The sequence below is a fragment of the Nocardiopsis changdeensis genome (assembly GCF_018316655.1).
GTDB lineage: Bacteria > Actinomycetota > Actinomycetes > Streptosporangiales > Streptosporangiaceae > Nocardiopsis > Nocardiopsis changdeensis.
On record NZ_CP074133.1, the window covers coordinates 1 to 16,973 of the forward strand.

10 protein-coding genes, 1 tRNA gene and 3 rRNA genes are annotated in these 16,973 nt (G+C 67.1%); 11 read left to right on the plus strand and 3 right to left on the minus strand.

What is annotated here, in order from left to right; translation table 11 throughout:
- Positions 1-297: 297 nt before the first annotated feature.
- The 3 genes from KGD84_RS00005 (at position 298) to rrf (ending at position 5,501) form a co-directional block, all read left to right on the plus strand.
- Positions 298-1,829, plus strand: a 16S ribosomal RNA gene (locus tag KGD84_RS00005).
- A gap of 373 nt (positions 1,830-2,202) precedes the next feature.
- A 23S ribosomal RNA gene (locus KGD84_RS00010) occupies positions 2,203-5,297 on the plus strand.
- Positions 5,298-5,385: 88 nt separating this feature from the next.
- Positions 5,386-5,501: ribosomal RNA gene (gene rrf, locus KGD84_RS00015) — 5S ribosomal RNA — on the plus strand.
- Together the 16S, 23S and 5S rRNA genes form the textbook arrangement of a ribosomal RNA operon.
- Before the next feature lie 3,157 nt (positions 5,502-8,658).
- Here the strand turns inward: rrf and KGD84_RS00020 are convergent.
- Positions 8,659-8,967 carry a hypothetical protein gene (locus tag KGD84_RS00020; RefSeq protein ID WP_220564069.1) on the minus strand — a complete coding sequence of 103 codons (309 nt, stop codon included), beginning with the start codon at positions 8,965-8,967 and terminating at the stop codon, positions 8,659-8,661.
- A gap of 276 nt (positions 8,968-9,243) precedes the next feature.
- Between KGD84_RS00020 and KGD84_RS00025 the strand changes: the two genes are divergently transcribed.
- The 4 genes from KGD84_RS00025 (at position 9,244) to KGD84_RS00040 (ending at position 11,215) form a co-directional block, all read left to right on the plus strand.
- Positions 9,244-10,062 (plus strand): helix-turn-helix domain-containing protein, encoded by an 819-nt coding sequence (locus KGD84_RS00025; RefSeq protein ID WP_220564070.1) that lies wholly within the window; start codon positions 9,244-9,246, stop codon positions 10,060-10,062.
- Positions 10,063-10,163: 101 nt separating this feature from the next.
- Positions 10,164-10,286, plus strand: a complete 123-nt coding sequence (locus KGD84_RS00030; RefSeq protein ID WP_218619584.1) for a DLW-39 family protein — start codon at positions 10,164-10,166, stop codon at positions 10,284-10,286.
- A 194-nt stretch (positions 10,287-10,480) separates the two neighbouring features.
- Positions 10,481-10,553, plus strand: a tRNA-Ala gene (locus KGD84_RS00035).
- A 287-nt stretch (positions 10,554-10,840) separates the two neighbouring features.
- On the plus strand, positions 10,841-11,215 hold the full coding sequence (locus KGD84_RS00040; RefSeq protein WP_220564071.1) for a YciI family protein: 375 nt from the start codon (positions 10,841-10,843) through the stop codon (positions 11,213-11,215).
- Between the two features lie 127 nt (positions 11,216-11,342).
- Here KGD84_RS00040 and KGD84_RS00045 read toward each other — a convergent pair whose 3' ends face one another.
- Positions 11,343-12,077 (minus strand): dihydrofolate reductase family protein, encoded by a 735-nt coding sequence (locus tag KGD84_RS00045; RefSeq protein WP_220564072.1) that lies wholly within the window; start codon positions 12,075-12,077, stop codon positions 11,343-11,345.
- Between the two features lie 1,128 nt (positions 12,078-13,205).
- Between KGD84_RS00045 and KGD84_RS33485 the strand changes: the two genes are divergently transcribed.
- Together KGD84_RS33485 and KGD84_RS00055 are read left to right on the plus strand one after the other, a co-directional pair.
- Complete coding sequence (locus tag KGD84_RS33485; protein ID WP_220564073.1) at positions 13,206-13,538, plus strand: WhiB family transcriptional regulator; 333 nt, start codon at positions 13,206-13,208, stop codon at positions 13,536-13,538.
- Between the two features lie 321 nt (positions 13,539-13,859).
- Positions 13,860-14,453: a DUF1707 and DUF4870 domain-containing protein gene (locus KGD84_RS00055; protein ID WP_255646930.1), complete on the plus strand. Its 594-nt coding sequence runs from the start codon at positions 13,860-13,862 to the stop codon at positions 14,451-14,453.
- 93 nt (positions 14,454-14,546) lie between these two features.
- Here the strand turns inward: KGD84_RS00055 and KGD84_RS00060 are convergent, their stop codons facing one another.
- The gene (locus tag KGD84_RS00060) at positions 14,547-15,143 is read right to left on the minus strand and encodes a YtxH domain-containing protein (RefSeq protein ID WP_220564075.1); all 597 of its coding nucleotides are present in this window, start codon (positions 15,141-15,143) and stop codon (positions 14,547-14,549) included.
- Positions 15,144-15,453: 310 nt separating this feature from the next.
- On the opposite strand from KGD84_RS00060, the gene KGD84_RS00065 reads away from it, so the two are divergent.
- Together KGD84_RS00065 and KGD84_RS00070 are read left to right on the plus strand one after the other, a co-directional pair.
- Positions 15,454-15,978, plus strand: coding sequence for a peptidylprolyl isomerase (locus KGD84_RS00065; RefSeq protein ID WP_220564076.1), 525 nt, complete (start codon positions 15,454-15,456; stop codon positions 15,976-15,978).
- A gap of 86 nt (positions 15,979-16,064) precedes the next feature.
- Complete coding sequence (locus KGD84_RS00070; RefSeq protein ID WP_220564077.1) at positions 16,065-16,973, plus strand: rhomboid family intramembrane serine protease; 909 nt, start codon at positions 16,065-16,067, stop codon at positions 16,971-16,973.

The window sequence follows — 16,973 nt, forward strand, 5'->3', positions numbered from 1 at the left end:
ACGCCGATTTGGCGGGGAACGGGAACACTGATAAAGTGAAGACACAACAAAGCGGAAACGCAGACGCCTTCCACGGAAGAGCACACGGGACCTGAGGTTCCGGGCTTGTACGGGAAGGGCGGTTGCTTCTTGAGAACTCAACAGCGCGTGTTCGATTTTTACAGCCAAGTTTGTTTTGGCCCCGTCACACGAGAATCGGTGAGATTCGAGTGTGCGAGGTTCCTTTGATTGAGCCAGAGATGGTTCGGTCAGGATTTCTTCTAGGTTTCCGAGCCCATCGCGGCTTGGTGCAAGACCTTTATGGAGAGTTTGATCCTGGCTCAGGACGAACGCTGGCGGCGTGCTTAACACATGCAAGTCGAGCGGTAAGGCCCTTCGGGGTACACGAGCGGCGAACGGGTGAGTAACACGTGAGCAACCTGCCCCTGACTCCGGGATAAGCGGTGGAAACGCCGTCTAATACCGGATACGACCCTCCTCCGCATGGTGGGGGGTGGAAAGTTTTTCGGTCGGGGATGGGCTCGCGGCCTATCAGCTTGTTGGTGGGGTAACGGCCTACCAAGGCGATTACGGGTAGCCGGCCTGAGAGGGCGACCGGCCACACTGGGACTGAGACACGGCCCAGACTCCTGCGGGAGGCAGCAGTGGGGAATATTGCGCAATGGGCGAAAGCCTGACGCAGCGACGCCGCGTGGGGGATGACGGCCTTCGGGTTGTAAACCTCTTTTACCACTCACGCAGGCCCCACGTTTTCGTGGGGTTGACGGTAGGTGGGGAATAAGGACCGGCTAACTACGTGCCAGCAGCCGCGGTAATACGTAGGGTCCGAGCGTTGTCCGGAATTATTGGGCGTAAAGAGCTCGTAGGCGGCGTGTCGCGTCTGCTGTGAAAGACCGGGGCTTAACCCCGGTTCTGCAGTGGATACGGGCATGCTAGAGGTAGGTAGGGGAGACTGGAATTCCTGGTGTAGCGGTGAAATGCGCAGATATCAGGAGGAACACCGGTGGCGAAGGCGGGTCTCTGGGCCTTACCTGACGCTGAGGAGCGAAAGCATGGGGAGCGAACAGGATTAGATACCCTGGTAGTCCATGCCGTAAACGTTGGGCGCTAGGTGTGGGGACTTTCCACGGTTTCCGCGCCGTAGCTAACGCATTAAGCGCCCCGCCTGGGGAGTACGGCCGCAAGGCTAAAACTCAAAGGAATTGACGGGGGCCCGCACAAGCGGCGGAGCATGTTGCTTAATTCGACGCAACGCGAAGAACCTTACCAAGGTTTGACATCACCCGTGGACCTGTAGAGATACAGGGTCATTTGGTTGGCGGGTGACAGGTGGTGCATGGCTGTCGTCAGCTCGTGTCGTGAGATGTTGGGTTAAGTCCCGCAACGAGCGCAACCCTTGTTCCATGTTGCCAGCACGTAGTGGTGGGGACTCATGGGAGACTGCCGGGGTCAACTCGGAGGAAGGTGGGGACGACGTCAAGTCATCATGCCCCTTATGTCTTGGGCTGCAAACATGCTACAATGGCCGGTACAATGGGCGTGCGATACCGTGAGGTGGAGCGAATCCCTAAAAGCCGGTCTCAGTTCGGATTGGGGTCTGCAACTCGACCCCATGAAGGTGGAGTCGCTAGTAATCGCGGATCAGCAACGCCGCGGTGAATACGTTCCCGGGCCTTGTACACACCGCCCGTCACGTCATGAAAGTCGGCAACACCCGAAACTTGTGGCCTAACCCTTCGGGGAGGGAGTGAGTGAAGGTGGGGCTGGCGATTGGGACGAAGTCGTAACAAGGTAGCCGTACCGGAAGGTGCGGCTGGATCACCTCCTTTCTAAGGAGTCTTTCAAGGCCAACACTTTTCCGATGGTTGGCCGGACTCGAAAGTGGACCCGATGCTCCTGGCCCTGGTGGCCGGTGAGAGGTCGGGATGGCTGTAGAAATTCATATCGAACTTCACCTCCGGGGGTCCTAGAAGCCTCGGGGGGCGCGCTGTTGGGTGTCTGAGGAAGCAACCCTCGTCTTGGTCCGGTTTCGGGCCGGCGGGTCGGTTGGTTCCCGCGGACCGCCTCTGAGAACTCTCAGAATCTCCTGTGTGTCCTGCTCTCCTGAGGGAGGCGGGGCGGGGGTTTGTCTGAGTGGTAGCGGAGAACGCGGTTGGTGTTTTGATTTGTGAATAGTGTGCGCGAGCATCTTGTTATCTGTAGTGGCCAAGTGATAGTGGCATACGGTGGATGCCTTGGCACCAGGCGCCGATGAAGGACGTGGGAGGCCGCGATAGGCCACGGGGAGCTGTCAACCGAGCTGTGATCCGTGGGTGTCCGAATGGGGGAACCCAGCCCGAGTTGTGTCGGGTTGCCGCCGCCTGAATGTATAGGGCGGTTGGTGGTGACGCGGGGAAGTGAAACATCTCAGTACCCGTAGGAAGAGTAAACAACAGTGATTCTCCTAGTAGTGGTGAGCGAACGGGGAAGAGGCTAAACCGTGCGCGTGTGATAGACGGCAGTCGTTGCGTGTGCGGGGTTGTGGGGCGTGTCTGTTCGGGTCTGCCGGCCCGGAGCGTTGATGGTTCTTCTAGCTGAATCCGTTGGGAAGCGGTACCGGAGTGGGTGAGAGTCCCGTAGGTGAAGGAAGAGTCTAGGCGTTGACGCTGTCCCCGAGTAGCGCGGAGCCCGAGGAATTCCGTGTGAATCTGGCAGGACCACCTGCTAAGCCAAAATACGTCCTGGTGACCGATAGTGCACTAGTACCGTGAGGGAAAGGTGAAAAGTGCCCCGGTGAGGGGTCGTGAAATAGTACCTGAAACCGTGTGCTGTCAAGCCGTCAGAGCTGGGTCTTGTATCTGGTGATGGCGTGCCTTTTGAAGAATGAGCCTGCGAGTCATGGTGTGTGGCGAGGTTAACCCGGGTGGGGTAGCCGTAGGGAAACCGAGTCTGAATAGGGCGTTTGAGTCGCATGCTGTGGACCCGAAGCGGAGTGATCTACCCATGTCCAGGGTGAAGCGGGGGTAAGACCTCGTGGAGGCCCGAACCCACCAGGGTTGAAAACCTGGGGGATGAGGTGTGGGTAGGGGTGAAAGGCCAATCAAACTCCGTGATAGCTGGTTCTCCCCGAAATGCATTTAGGTGCAGCGTTGCGTGTTTCTTGCCGGAGGTAGAGCTACTGTTTGGCTGATGGGCCCGACAAGGTTACTGACGTCAGACAAACTCCGAATGCCGGTGAAGTGAAGCGTGGCAGTGAGACTGCGGGGGATAAGCTTCGTAGTCGAGAGGGAAACAGCCCAGATCATCAGCTAAGGCCCCTAAGCGTGTGCTAAGTGGGAAAGGTTGTGGAGTTGCTGAGACAACCAGGAGGTTGGCTTAGAAGCAGCCATCCTTTAAAGAGTGCGTAATAGCTCACTGGTCAAGTGGTTCTGCGCCGATAATGTAGCGGGGCTTAAGCACACCGCCGAAGCTGTGAAGCCTGAGACTTGTTCTCGGGTTGGTAGGGGAGCGTCGTGCGTTCGGTGAAGCCGCCGAGTGATCGTGTGGTGGAGGGCGTGCGAGTGAGAATGCAGGCATGAGTAGCGAAAGCAACGTGAGAAACGTTGCCGCCGATTGACTAAGGGTTCCTGGGGCAGGTTAATCCGCCCAGGGTGAGTCTGGACCTAAGGCGAGGCCGACAGGCGTAGTCGATGGATAACGGGTTGATATTCCCGTACCCGTGCACGAGCGCCCAGTATCGAATCAGGTGATGCTAACCACGCTGGCTTAGCTTTCTGTCCTTCGGGACGGGTTGCTGTGCTGGTCTGGGATCCGAGCTTGTAGTAGGTAAGTGATGGGGTGACGCAGGAGGGTAGCTCTACCCGGCGGTGGTTGTCCGGGGGTAAGCGTGTAGGCCGGGGGGTTGGCAAATCCGCCCCCCATGAAGGTTGAGACGTGATGCGGAGCCGTTTTTGGCGAAGTGAGTGATCCCATGCTGTCGAGAAAAGCCTCTAGCGAGTTCGTGAGCGGCCAGTACCCTAAACCGACGCAGGTGGTCAGGTAGAGAATACCGAGGCGTTCGGGTGAACCATGGTTAAGGAACTCGGCAAATTGTCCCCGTAACTTTGGGAGAAGGGGAGCCCTGTCTGGTGAGAGCCCTTGCGGCTGGAGCTGGGTGGGGTCGCAGATAGCGGGGGGAAGCGACTGTTTATTAAAAACACAGGTCCGTGCGAAGTCGTAAGACGCTGTATACGGACTGACGCCTGCCCGGTGCTGGAACGTTAAGAGGACCGGTTAACGGGGTTCGCCCTGTGAAGCTGGGAATCCAAGCGCCAGTAAACGGCGGTGGTAACTATAACCATCCTAAGGTAGCGAAATTCCTTGTCGGGTAAGTTCCGACCTGCACGAATGGCGTAACGACTTCCCCACTGTCTCAACCATGGGCCCGGTGAAATTGCACTACGAGTAAAGATGCTCGTTTCGCGCAGCAGGACGGAAAGACCCCGGGACCTTCACTATAGCTTGACATTGGTGTTTGGGATGGTTTGTGTAGGATAGGTGGGAGCCGGTGAAACTGCCACGCTAGTGGTGGTGGAGGCGTTGGTGAAATACCACTCTGACTGTTTCGGGCATCTAACCTTGGGCCGTGATCCGGTTCGGGGACAGTGTCTGGTGGGTAGTTTAACTGGGGCGGTTGCCTCCCAAAGAGTAACGGAGGCGCCCAAAGGTTCCCTCAGCCTGGTTGGTAATCAGGTGTTGAGTGTAAGTGCACAAGGGAGCTTGACTGTGAGACGGACGTGTCGAGCAGGAGCGAAAGCTGGGACTAGTGATCCGGCACCGGCGTGTGGAAGCGGTGTCGCTCAACGGCTAAAAGGTACCCCGGGGATAACAGGCTGATCTTCCCCAAGAGTCCATATCGACGGGATGGTTTGGCACCTCGATGTCGGCTCGTCGCATCCTGGGGCTGGAGTTGGTCCCAAGGGTTGGGCTGTTCGCCCATTAAAGCGGCACGCGAGCTGGGTTTAGAACGTCGTGAGACAGTTCGGTCCCTATCCGCTGTGCGCGTTGGAGACTTGAGAAGGGCTGTCCCTAGTACGAGAGGACCGGGACGGACGAACCTCTGGTGTGCCAGTTGTCCTGCCAAGGGCATGGCTGGTTGGCTACGTTCGGGAGGGATAACCGCTGAAAGCATCTAAGCGGGAAGCTTGCTTCGAGATGAGGTCTCCTGCCTCCTTTGAGAGGGTAAGGCTCCCTAGAGACGATGGGGTTGATAGGCCGGGTGTGGAAGCCCTGTGAGGGGTGGAGCTGACCGGTACTAATAGGCCGAGGGCTTGTCCGCTGCAGATAATTGGGTGCTCGCGCATACATGTTCACATAACTGTGGAAGCTTCCGTTCCCCGACGTGGTCGGGGTTGCGGTGTGGGTTTCCGTGGTGGTTATGGTGGGAGGGTCACACCCGGTTACTTTCCGAACCCGGTCGTTAAGTCTCCTTGCGCTGATGGTACTGCCCTGTGGTGGGGTGGGAGAGTAGGTTGCCGCCACGGTTTTCTTCGGGTCGAGAGCCCCTGCCTTCGGGTGGGGGCTTTCCCTGTTTTCGGGGTGCGGGTATTTGTGGGGGGGCGCCCTTTCGGGGGCGGCCCCCCTTTTTTTGTGCCCGGAGGGCATCGCTGGGCCCCCGCCGCAGGGGGTGAAGGCCGCGGGAGGCTTCCCGCCCCGACCCCAGGGGGTTGGCGCACCCAACCGGGGCCTTCGCCACAGCCGGAGGGTGGACCGCTTCCTGCGCTCCAGGGGGTTTCCCACCCGACTTGGGTGGCTGGCCCCAGCCGGAGGGCATCGCACCTCCTCCGCCGCAGGGGGTTTCCCACCCGACCGGGACCTCCGCCACAGCCGTGTCAGGCCAGTGGAGCCCCCGACCCCAGGGGGTCTTCGCCGAGGTAGTTGTAGGTTTCCAAAAGGCCGGCCGCTTGGGAAGGGCGGTCCGCGCCGGGTGGGCCCGGCCCCGGCCGCAGTCGGCGCACGGCAGACCGCCAGGCGGGTGCGTTGGGCTCCCGTCCGGGGTGGTGGGGGTGTGACTGCCGGAGCCGGGTGCACCCGGAGCGCGCACACCCGCACCGCCTGGAAAGGTTGGGGGCGCCGGCGGCGGTGCGGGCGCTCCACGCAGCCGCCTACTCCCGCACGTGACCGCGGTACGGACGGGAGCGGGGGTGAAACCCGCACGCACCCACGACCTCAGCCCCAGACCGGGCACAGGACCGCGCACCTCAGCCTCAGGGGGTGAGAGCTGTGGGTGCTCGCGGCATCAGCCAGAGGGGGGTTGGGGAGGAAGAACCGCGGCCTCCGCCGCAGGGGGTTCAGGGAGGCATGACCGGGACCCCGGCCCCAGGGGGTGTGGGAAGGAGCGACCGGCAGCCTCCGCCATGGGGGTGAGACCCGCACCCGGCCGTCGGCCCCGATCCACGGCACGGGAAAAGGTGTTTGCGGCATGCACCTGGTGGGGTTGGGGCCGCGGTTCTGTTTCCGGCCTGTGGTTGAGGCCGCGGGTGCGTGCGGCGAAACCCCCTGGAGTCGGGGTCGCGGTTTTTCCTTCCCACACCCCCTGTGGCTTGGGACTGTGGGTATGTACGGCCTTCACCCCGGGGGCGGAGGTGCGCGGTCCTGTGCCCGGGCTGTGGCCGGGGCCGCGAGAACGTACCGCTTTCACCCCCTGGGACGGGGGTCGCGGTCTCTCCTACCCACACCCCCTGGGGTAGAGGTCGCGGTCTGGTGCCCGGTCCGGGGCCGAGGTCGCGGGAACGTGCAGCAACACCCCCTGTGGCACAGGCTGGCGAACACCTCCAGCAACACCCCCCTGGGGCGGGGGTCGCGGTTCTTCCTCCCCAACCCCCCTCTGGCTGATGTCGCGGGTGCGTGCGGCTTTCACCCCCGGCACTGACCGGTACCGCGGTCATCCGCGGGAGTTTGCGCCAGCGTGGAGCATCCGCCCGTTTGCTTTGCGCCCTCCACTTTCCAGGCGGTGCGGGTGTGCGCGCTCCGGGTGCACCCGGCTCCGGCAGTCACACCCCCACCACCCACCACGCGCGCCCAACGATTCCCCCGGCGGTCTGCCGGGCGCCGACTGCGGCCGGGGCCGGGCCCACCCGGTGCGGACCGCCGTTCCCAAGCGGCCGGCCTTTTGGAAACCTACAACTACCTCGGCGAAGACCCCCTGGGGTCGGGGACCCCACTGGCCTGACACGGCTGGGGCGGAGGTTTCCAATCGGGTGAGAAACCCCCTGGAGCGCAGGAAGCGGTCCACCCTCCGGCTGTGGCGAAGGCCCCGGTTGGGTGCGCCAACCCCCTGGGGTCGGGGCGGGAAGCCTCCCGCGGCCTTCACCCCCTGCGGCGGGGGCCCAGCGATGCCCTCCAGCTGTGGCCAAGGGCCCCGGTTAGGTGGGAAACCCCCTGCGGCGCAGGAGGCGGTTCGCCTTCCGGCGGTGGCTGAGGATCCCAGTTAGTCGGGAAACCCCCTCGGGCTGGGGCGGGAAAGCCACCCGCGGCCTTCACCCCCTGGAGCGGAGGTAGCGGTTCACCTCCCGGCTGTGGCTGAGGGCCCCAGCCGGGAGGGCAACCCCCTGGGCCCGGGGCCCGCAGGCACGCGCGGCCCCACCCCCATGTATCCGGGACGGAGGGCACGCCCACCCCCACCCCCCCGGGGGTCGAAGGAGATGATCCACCTTCCGGCCGTGCCTCGGCCCCCGACAGACCCGCCCGTCACCCACCACAACGTTGAAAGGGCATAGGGGCACCCCTGGGGCCCGGGCGGGAAGTCACCCGCAGGCTTCACCCCCTGGGGTGGAGGCCCCGCGACGCTCTCCGGCGGGGGCTGAGGGCTCCAAGTGGGTGAGCAGCCCCTCGGGGTGGGAGGCCACCTGCGGCCCCCACCCCCACGTGTCCGGGACGGCGGGAACGCCCACCCCCACCCCTCGGCGTCGAAGGAGATGATCCGCCCTCCGACCGTGGCTCGGCCCCCAACAGACACACCCGCCACCCACCACAACGTTGAAAGACAGGGCGACACCCCCGAACGACAGGCGGCAGGTCACCCACGGCCCTCACCCTCTGCGGCGAAGGCCCAGCGACGCCCTCCGGCGGGGACTGAGGGCTCCAAGCGGGTGAACGACCCTCGGGCCGGGGTGGGGGCCACCTACGGCCTCCACCCCCTGGGGCCGAAGGAGCCGATTCTCCCTCTCCCCGCGTCTACAAGCCCCGGCAGGCGTGCCTTCACCCCACACAACGCTGGAAGGGCGTACACGAGCACTTGAGCGAAACCGGAGCAGCCCCGGCCCGGCCCAACCCCGTCACTCCCCCACCCCCGGGCAGCCCGCGGAACGGGCCGTCCCCCCGGGACCGCGGGCACTCCGATGGGGCGGGTGGCGGTCGAGGGACCCGCGTGGGGTGTCGGGGTATGAAAGGTGTGCGGCCGCGGTCCGGAATCCGGCCCGCCGGCCGTCCTGCCGGAGGGTCAGTCCTCGTCGGCCTCGGGGGTGTCGATGAGCTGCCGGAGCAGCGCAACGAAGTCGTCGTCGCTCATGGCGGACCAGTCCACGTGCTCGTTCATGCTTGCGGTGTCCCCAAACTGGCCACCGATAAGCCTGCGGTACGTGAATTGATGTGAGAAGTCTGGGTTAACTCCGCATCGTTCCAGGTCGACCTGGAGCCGACTCAGATACGCCGCTGGAGGGCGCTCCTGCATTCCGGGCAGCGGCAGCGCTTGTTGTACCCGGTGACGGTGCCGTGCGGAAGGGACGGGTCGCGCTGGGCGGTGAGGGTGGAGTCGAGCTGCTCCCCGAACGGCTGGAGGATCCTCGCGGTGGAGAACACCTGCTTGGGGCTGATGTCCAGCTCCGCGGCCGCCTCGTCGATGTGCTTCCCCATCCGGAGTTTCGCGATGAGGCGGGAGCGGGTGCTCGGCGGCATGTCCGCTTCGGCGTTCGCGATCAACTGCTCGACGTCGTCGATGGGGTGGCTCATGGGTTTCCTCTACGTGTGCGGGCGAGCCCGCCGGGGCGGGCACCCTCTGCATCGTACGCGCTTTCCGTAGTTGTGGCCCGTGGTGACGTTGGGACTGTTGTTCCTCTTGTACACCTTGTTCCCCCGTTCAGGACTCTCGTCACTGTTGGTGGTGAGCGACTTTCCCTCTTAATGCATCGAATCAGCCGCTCTTTTCTAGAAACTCATTGCTAGATGCTAGATGCCGTGTTTCGCTGGTCACATACCTTCGACACTCTCCGTCATTGGAACGGTGCCATGACCAGTCCCACGGTCCGCCGTCGGCGGTTGTCCGCCGAGCTCCGCCGCCGTCGTGTTCAAGCGGGTCTGACCCTCAGCGATGTCGCCGAAGAACTGGAATGGTCGCCGGCGAAGCTGGGCCATATCGAAACGGGGATCCGCAAGTGGCCGTCGGTCATGGAGATCTCCGCGCTGCTGCGGTTGTACGGGGTCACCGGCGGGCAGCGGGAGGCGATCCTGACGCTGGTGCGCGAGTCGCGGATGCGGCCCTGGTGGACCGAGTACGAGGACGTCCTCTCCTCCGCCTACGTCGGCAACGAGGCCGGGGCGGTCGCGCTGCGGGTGTACGGCGGGATCCTCGTGCCGGACCTGCTGCAGACCCCGGACTACACGGCGCTGGTGGGCCGCGCCCTCGGGTACGGGGACGCGGCGGTGGAGCGGATGGTCGCCGCCTACCTCAAGCGCCAGGAGCTCCTGGAGCAGGTGCACTACCACGCGATCGTGGAGGAGGACGCCCTCCAGCGGATCTCGGGCGACCGCGGGCTGCTGCGGGCGCAGGCCACCCGGATCGTCGAGTCGGCCTCCGAGCGGGTCACCGTGCAGCTGCTGCCGACCTCGGCGGGGCCGCACCCGGGGATCGCCGGGCCCTTCTCCGTGCTGGAGTTCGACGAGGACGAGGCGGACCTCGCGTACGTCGACGCCACCCAGGGAGGAACGATCGTGGAGGCGGACGAATCGGTCGCCACCTGCAAGAAGGTCTGGGCGGAACTGACCCGGATCGCCCTGCCTCCCAAGGCCACGACCGGGATCCTGCGGCGGATGGCGCTCCTCACCTGACGGCTTGCTAGTCTGCTAGGTGACAACCTCATAAAGTTCTCTACGGAGCCCCCCGACGGGGGTCTTCCATGACGAACCGGATCAACGAAAGGGTCCAGACAGTGAAGAAGATCATCGTTCTGGCGCTGGTGGCCCTCGGGGCTTTCGCCATCTACCGCAAGATCCAGGCGGACCGTGCCGAGCTCGACCTGTGGACCGAGGCCACGGCGGCCGGCGAGAACTGAGCCGGTTCGGCGCGGCGCGCGCCGTCCGATGCCAGTGCGCGGCACGAAGACGTGGGTGGGCCGGCGTTCCCGTGGTGCGGCCCACGGCTTTGTGGCGTTCGATCCCTGACTCCACGGCCCCGCGGTCGTGAACGGGGCCACGCCCTGGTGAGGGTATGCTCTGCGTAGCGACCGGGCCTGGTGCCGGGGTGCGAGGGGCCATAGCTCAGCTGGCAGAGCGCCGGTTTTGCATACCGGAGGTCAGGGGTTCGACTCCCCTTGGCTCCACAGCGGACAACAGCAGGTCGGAAGTAACGGGCGGGGACTCCTTCGGGGGTCCCCGCTTCGCGTTCCCGGGGGATCGCGGCAGGACCCGGCCGGAGCACCCGCCGTTCCCCGCCCGGCTCCCCCTGGCCCGGCTCCGCCGTCTCCTGGTGCGGGTCTTTCGATTCCCATCAAAACTGTGGCGGGCGTCATGCCTTTCGGTGGAGGGTGGGGGTCAACAGGAGGCCGGACCCACGGATCCGCGACCGGGTCCCGACCCGGCCGGCCGCCCGAAGGAAAGAGAGCCGATCATGCCGCAGTACTTCCTCACGATGCCGCACGACAGCGCCGACGAGCCGACCATGGAGTCGATGCAGGAGATGGACCCGGCCGAGCTGGAGGCCGTGATGGCCGCGGCCAACGCCCTCAACACCGAGCTCCAGGAGTCGGGCGCCCTCGTCCACGCCGGCGGCCTCCACCCGCCCTCGACCGCGGTCACCGTGGACGGCACCGGGGCCGAGGTCAAGCGCACGCCCGGTCCGTTCGTCGAGGCCGCCGAGTACGTCGGCGGGTTCTGGATCATCGACGTCCAGGACGAGGAGGCGGCGCTCGGCTGGGCCGAGAAGTGCGCCACCGCCCTGAAGGCGCGCATCGAGGTCCGCGCCTTCCAGGAGGCCCCCGAATAGGCCCGGGACGGCGCACCGGCACCGTTGACGGCTCCCCCGGCCCCGGGGGAGCCGCCGCGGCGTCGGGGCCGCGGCACCCGGTGTGCGCGCCGCCCGGCCCGCCGCCGGGGACGGCCGCCCCGATCCGCTACACGCGCCGATAGGTCAGGAACAACGTTCCCGCCGCCGACCGGGAGAGGGCGGTCAGTTCGAGCCGCTCGGCGGGGAACCCCTCCTCGAACAGCCGGCGGCCGCGTCCGGCGACGGCCGGGGCGACGACCAGTTCGAGGACGTCGACCAGCCCCTCCCGCCAGAGCGACCGGGCGAGCCGGATGCTCCCGTGGACGCCGATGTCGCCGCCCTCCTCCCGCTTGAGCCGGGCCACGTACCCGGCCGCGGGCGAGGACACGAATGTGGACCGCTCCCACCGTTGGTCGGGGGCGGCCGAGCCGAATACGACCTTCTCCGTCCGGTTCACGAACGTCGAGAACGGCTCGACGTCCGAGGTCGGCCAGTAGTCGGCCCAGTAGTCGTAGGTGCCGCGGCCCAGCAGCACCGTGTCCTGTCCGGCGATGACCCGGCCGAGGTTGTCGAAGACCTCCCGGCCGGGGTCGGAGAACCAGTCCCCCGGCTCCTCGGCCACTCCGTCGAGCGACAGCAGCTGGTAGAGCACCACGTCCCGCATCGGCGAGACTCCTTCCGTCCGTGCGCGGCCGGGGGCCGGGCCCCGGGCTCCGCCCCCGAGTATGGCGGGCCGGGCCGGCGGTGTCAGTGCCGTTCGGTCGGGTTCCCGGACATCCCGGCCGGGGTCGGAGAACCAGTCCCCCGGCTCCTCGGCCACTCCGTCGAGCGACAGCAGCTGGTAGAGCACCACGTCCCGCATCGGCGAGACTCCTTCCGTCCGTGCGCGGCCGGGGGCCGGGCCCCGGGCTCCGCCCCCGAGTATGGCGGGCCGGGCCGGCGGTGTCAGTGCCGTTCGGTCGGGTTCCCGGACATCCCGGCCGCACGGCGGCCCGGGTCGCCGGAGCACCGTCTCCCGCCGGAGCGCGCAGGCGGCCCCCGGTGCGGAACCGCGGCGACGCCCGCACGGTCGCCATCGCACCGCCTCCGCCCCTGGCGCGGCGTCCCCGGCGACCGGCCCCGGCCGCCCGCTCCGCCTCCGCTTCTCGACTTCGCGCTTTGTCGATGTGGGGAGATGTCGCCGGGTCGCCGCCGGGCCCTCCCCGGCTCCGGGCCGACCCTCCCCGGCCCCCGCTCCCGGGCCGGGCACCGGTCCGGACAGGGCGTGCGCCCCGGGTCCGTCGGGACCGGAGGGGCGCATGTTCTCCCAGGCCCGCCTTATCCGAATTCATCTCCATTGGAGTGTTCGCCTGATAGGCAAGAAAAGCGCGTGTTGAGGCTCCGTGTCAGGGTCGAATGGGGGCTTTGTGCGCCCGCCGCCGGGAATCCTTTCCGTTACCGGCCGGTAGGGATACGGGGTCTGTCGACCCCGTGCGAAATGGGTGACCTGCGGGGTTGCGGAGTGTGTGTGCCATGGCGGCCGTATAGTCCGTTCGGGGGATGCGAGGGCCGGGTAGCCCGCTTCGGTGAGCTGTGTCCGACCCGGGACGAACGCCCGTCGGGCGCGGTGAAACCGCAGGTCATCCCGCTTGTCGTGGAATGGTGCGGGTGGAGTGTTTCGCTGGGGTCACAGTAGTCCCCTTCTCTGATGTGGCGTAACTCTCCGTGTGTGTATGATGACACTCCATCTAGGTGCAATGGTCCTACTGGGCCATATGAGAAATAGGCCAGTTGGGGTCTGTTGGTGAACTGAGACGATCCGTAGTTTCGACACCAGCGACAACGAGGAAGACAGCGCGCCGAAACGATCGACCCCCGAAGTCGGCCCGGGCGGCCCCCCGCCCGGACACGTTCCCGTCCTCGGATTCGGCCCGCGTCCTCCTCCCCCGCCGGTGCTGCCGGCCGGCGGGTTTCCGATCACCACACATGCTGATCTTGGGAGTGGGGCAACATGTGGAATGAGAAGATGGCGGCCCGCGCCAAATGCCGGGAGATCGACCCGGACGCCCTGTTCGTGCAGGGAGCGGCCCAGAACCGCGCCAAGCTGATCTGCCGGGGCTGCCCGGTCCGCACCCAGTGCCTCGCCGAGGCGCTGGACAGCCGTATCGAGTTCGGTGTCTGGGGAGGCATGACCGAACGCGAGCGGCGGGCCCTGCTGCGCCGGCGCAAGGACGTCACCAGCTGGTACGACCTGCTGACCAGTGCCGAGCGCCGCTACGAGGAGAACCGGGGCCGCCAGGAGGCCCCCCGCGAGGAGACGTCCCCCGTCACCGCGCACCACTAGACCCACGGGGCCGCGGGGGAGGACGCGGCCCGTACCGGACGCGCCGGACACGGCGCGGGCGGGGCCGGGGAGGGAGAGCCCCGGCGGGGACCGTGCACGGCACGCGGCCGTGCGGAGGGACGGTGCCCACCCCCTACGAAGGTCGGGGCCCGCACCCACGAAGGTCCGCCACCGGGAGGAGCGGCGGATCAGGGGAGCATCAGGGTCGATCCCGATACCGGAGGACCCTCACGTCGCGCATCATGGAGGGAGTGCGGCCGTCGCGGTCGCACTCCCAGCGCGGGGGAGAGGGAAGTGGTCGTGCAGGAACCTCAGCACCCTGTGAGGCGCCCCTGGGAGCGCCCACAGCCTCAGATCCGGCTCACCCATGCCGACAGGGACGCCGTCACCGAGGTCCTTCGGGAGGCGTACGGCAAGGGTCAGCTCGACGAAGACGAGTTCGAGGAGCGCCTCGACCGGGCGATGCGCGCCAAGTTCGGCGCCGATCTCGAACCCCTCACCCAGGACCTGGGGCTCACCCCCCAGGGGCGTCCGGCCGCGCCGGCCGGCGCGCGCGCCGCCGGGGGCGGGGAGGCCCCCGAGAGCACGTCGGTGGAGCGGGTGGTCGCCGGGCTCGCCCACGCGGGCAACTACTTCTTCCCGCTCATCGCCCCGCTGGTCCTGTTCCTGGGGGCCGCCAACGTCTCGCCGTACGTCCGCCGCCAGGCGCTGGAGTCGCTCAACTTCCAGCTGGCCTGCATCATCGGCGCCGTCCTGAGCCTGGTGACCTTCTGGCTGGTGGTCCCCATGTTCTTCCTGGTCGCCATCATGGTCGGCTGGGCCGTCATCCCGGCCATCGGCACCATCGCCGCCCTCATGGGCAAGGACTGGCGCTACCCGCTGCCCCGCCGGCTCCGCCTCGTCAAGGACGAGTAGGAGCCGCACGGGGGCACCGGGCGCGCGGAACGCACGGCGGCGGGCGGGGGCGCGGGCGGGACCGCGTCGTCCCGGCCCGCCACCCGCGGCCGGCTAGCTTCCGGAGCGGCCGTTCTCCTTCGAGCGGTCGCCCGCGGCGGCCTTGACCGCCTCCTTGGCGTCCTTCGCCTTCCGGGCGGCGGTCCCGGCCTTCTCACCGGCCTTCTCCGCCGCCTTTCCGGCCTTGTCCTCCAGGTCCTCCCGGGTCTCCCTGACCTGCTCGCGGGCCTGGTCCAGGTGCTCCTGCCATTCGGCGTCCTGGGACGCCTGGCGCATCCGGACCAGGGAGTACACGATCACACCGCCCACCAGGGCGGCGCCTCCGATCAGGACGGCGCGGGGGACGCGGCGCCCTCCGTTGCGCAGGCCGCGCAGCCCGCGCCGTGCGGGCCTGGGGTCGACCCGCTGGGCCGCCGCCGTGAGCAGCCCTGCCACGCGGGGGGCCACGGTGTCCTCGACCCTGCTGGCCGCCGTCTCCAGTCGGGGCGCGGTCCAGCCACGGGCCTGGAGGAGCGTCCGGGCCGCCTGCTCACGGGCCTGGTCCGCGTACGGGCCGAACCGGTCGGCCTGTTCCCTGGCCAGGTCCTGCAGCCGGGTGATGGCCACCTCGGCCTCCTTGCGTGCCTTGCGACGCTTGGCAGTGATAGGCACGTCGTCAGCTCCTTCGGTCGTTCACCGATTTCATGCGGTCGCACCCGGCGCGGCCGACGGCGGTGCCGACGGCTCGCGTCCGGGCCTTCCCGTCGTCCTTCCCCGTTATCCGGGTGTTATCTCAACATACGTCCTCTCCGTCGGCGATCGGCGTTTCGACACCGCGGACGGGGTACGCCCGCAACAGGGGGCGAACCGGGCGTACCGTGACGTGGGGGACGTTCCCCCCGGTCCCGCCGGGTTCCGCCGAAGCCGGTGTGTCGGACGGGTAACGTGATCTCGTCAACGAAGTCGACCGAAAGGCACTCAGGTGTCGGACTCCAAGGCCCAGCCGACCGCACGGCTGAACACCTCCAAGGGAACCATCGTCATCCGGCTCTTCGAGGAGCAGGCGCCCGAGACGGTCGCCAACTTCATCGGCCTGGCCGACGGGTCCAAGCAGTGGATGGACCCCGCCACCGGCAAGCCCGGCAAGGGCGGCCTCTACGACGGCACGATCTTCCACCGCGTCATCGAGGGCTTCATGGTCCAGGGCGGCGACCCGCTGGGCAGCGGCCGCGGCGGCCCCGGCTACACGTTCAAGGACGAGATCCACCCGAGCCTGCGCTTCGACCGCCCCTACCTGCTGGCCATGGCCAACGCGGGTCCGGGCACCAACGGCTCCCAGTTCTTCATCACCGTGGACAAGCCCTACTGGCTCGACGGCCGCCACACCATCTTCGGCGAGGTCACCGAGGGCCAGGAGATCGTCCAGGCCATCTCCGAGGTGGAGACCGACGCCCAGGACCGTCCCCGCGAGGACATCGTGGTCAACAGCGTCGAGATCACCCGCTAGCGGCCGGAGCGCTCCCTCCGGGTGCGCCCCCTAGTCACGGGAGCACCCATGGGACCACGGCAGCGCACAGGAGGTAGACCCAGACCATGACCGCCTCTCCCCCGCCGCCCGGAGCCGATCCGGAACCGCAGCGGCCCGTCCGGCCCACCTGCTACCGGCACCCCGACCGGGTGACGGGGCTGTCGTGCACCCGGTGCGAACGGCCCATCTGCCCGGACTGCATGACGGCGGCGTCGGTGGGGCAGCACTGCCCCGAGTGCGTCGCGGAGGGCAACCGGAGGGTGCGCCGGGCCCGCACCGTCTTCGGCGGCGGGGTCGTCTCGGCCCCGTACGTCACCTGGACGATCCTGGGGCTGATGGGCGTCGGCTACGTCGCCCAGATGCTCACCTCGGGCTCGCCGCTCAGCACCTCCGGTTCGTCGCTGGTGCGGCAGTTCGGCATGTGGGGAGGCGGGGTCGCCTTCCAGGGGGAGTGGTACCGGCTCATCACCGCGGCGTTCCTGCACTCGGGCCTGTGGCACATCCTGTTCAACGGGTGGGCCATGTACGCCCTGGGACCGCAGCTGGAGCGGTGGCTGGGCCACGGGCGCTTCCTGGCGCTGTGGGTGCTGGGCGCGCTGGGCGGTTCGGTGCTGAGCCTCCTGGCGACGCCGGGCTCGCTCTCCATCGGTGCCTCGGGCGCGATCTTCGCGCTGTTCGGAGCGGTGCTCATGCTCGGCCGCAGGCTCGGGCTGGACGTCCGGATGGTGTGGATGCTGATCGGCCTCAACCTGGTCATCACGTTCGTCTTCCCGAGCATCGCCTGGACCGCCCACATCGGGGGACTGGCCGTCGGCATGCTGCTGGGGGCGGTCTTCGCCCACCTGCCCGGCAGGTCGGCCTCCCCGCGCACCAGGAACCTCGTCCACACCGCGGCGCTGGTCCTGCTGGCGGCGGTGCTGGCGGCGCTGGTGTTCGCGTCCCCGGTGCTCCTGACGGCGTTCTACGCGAGCTGA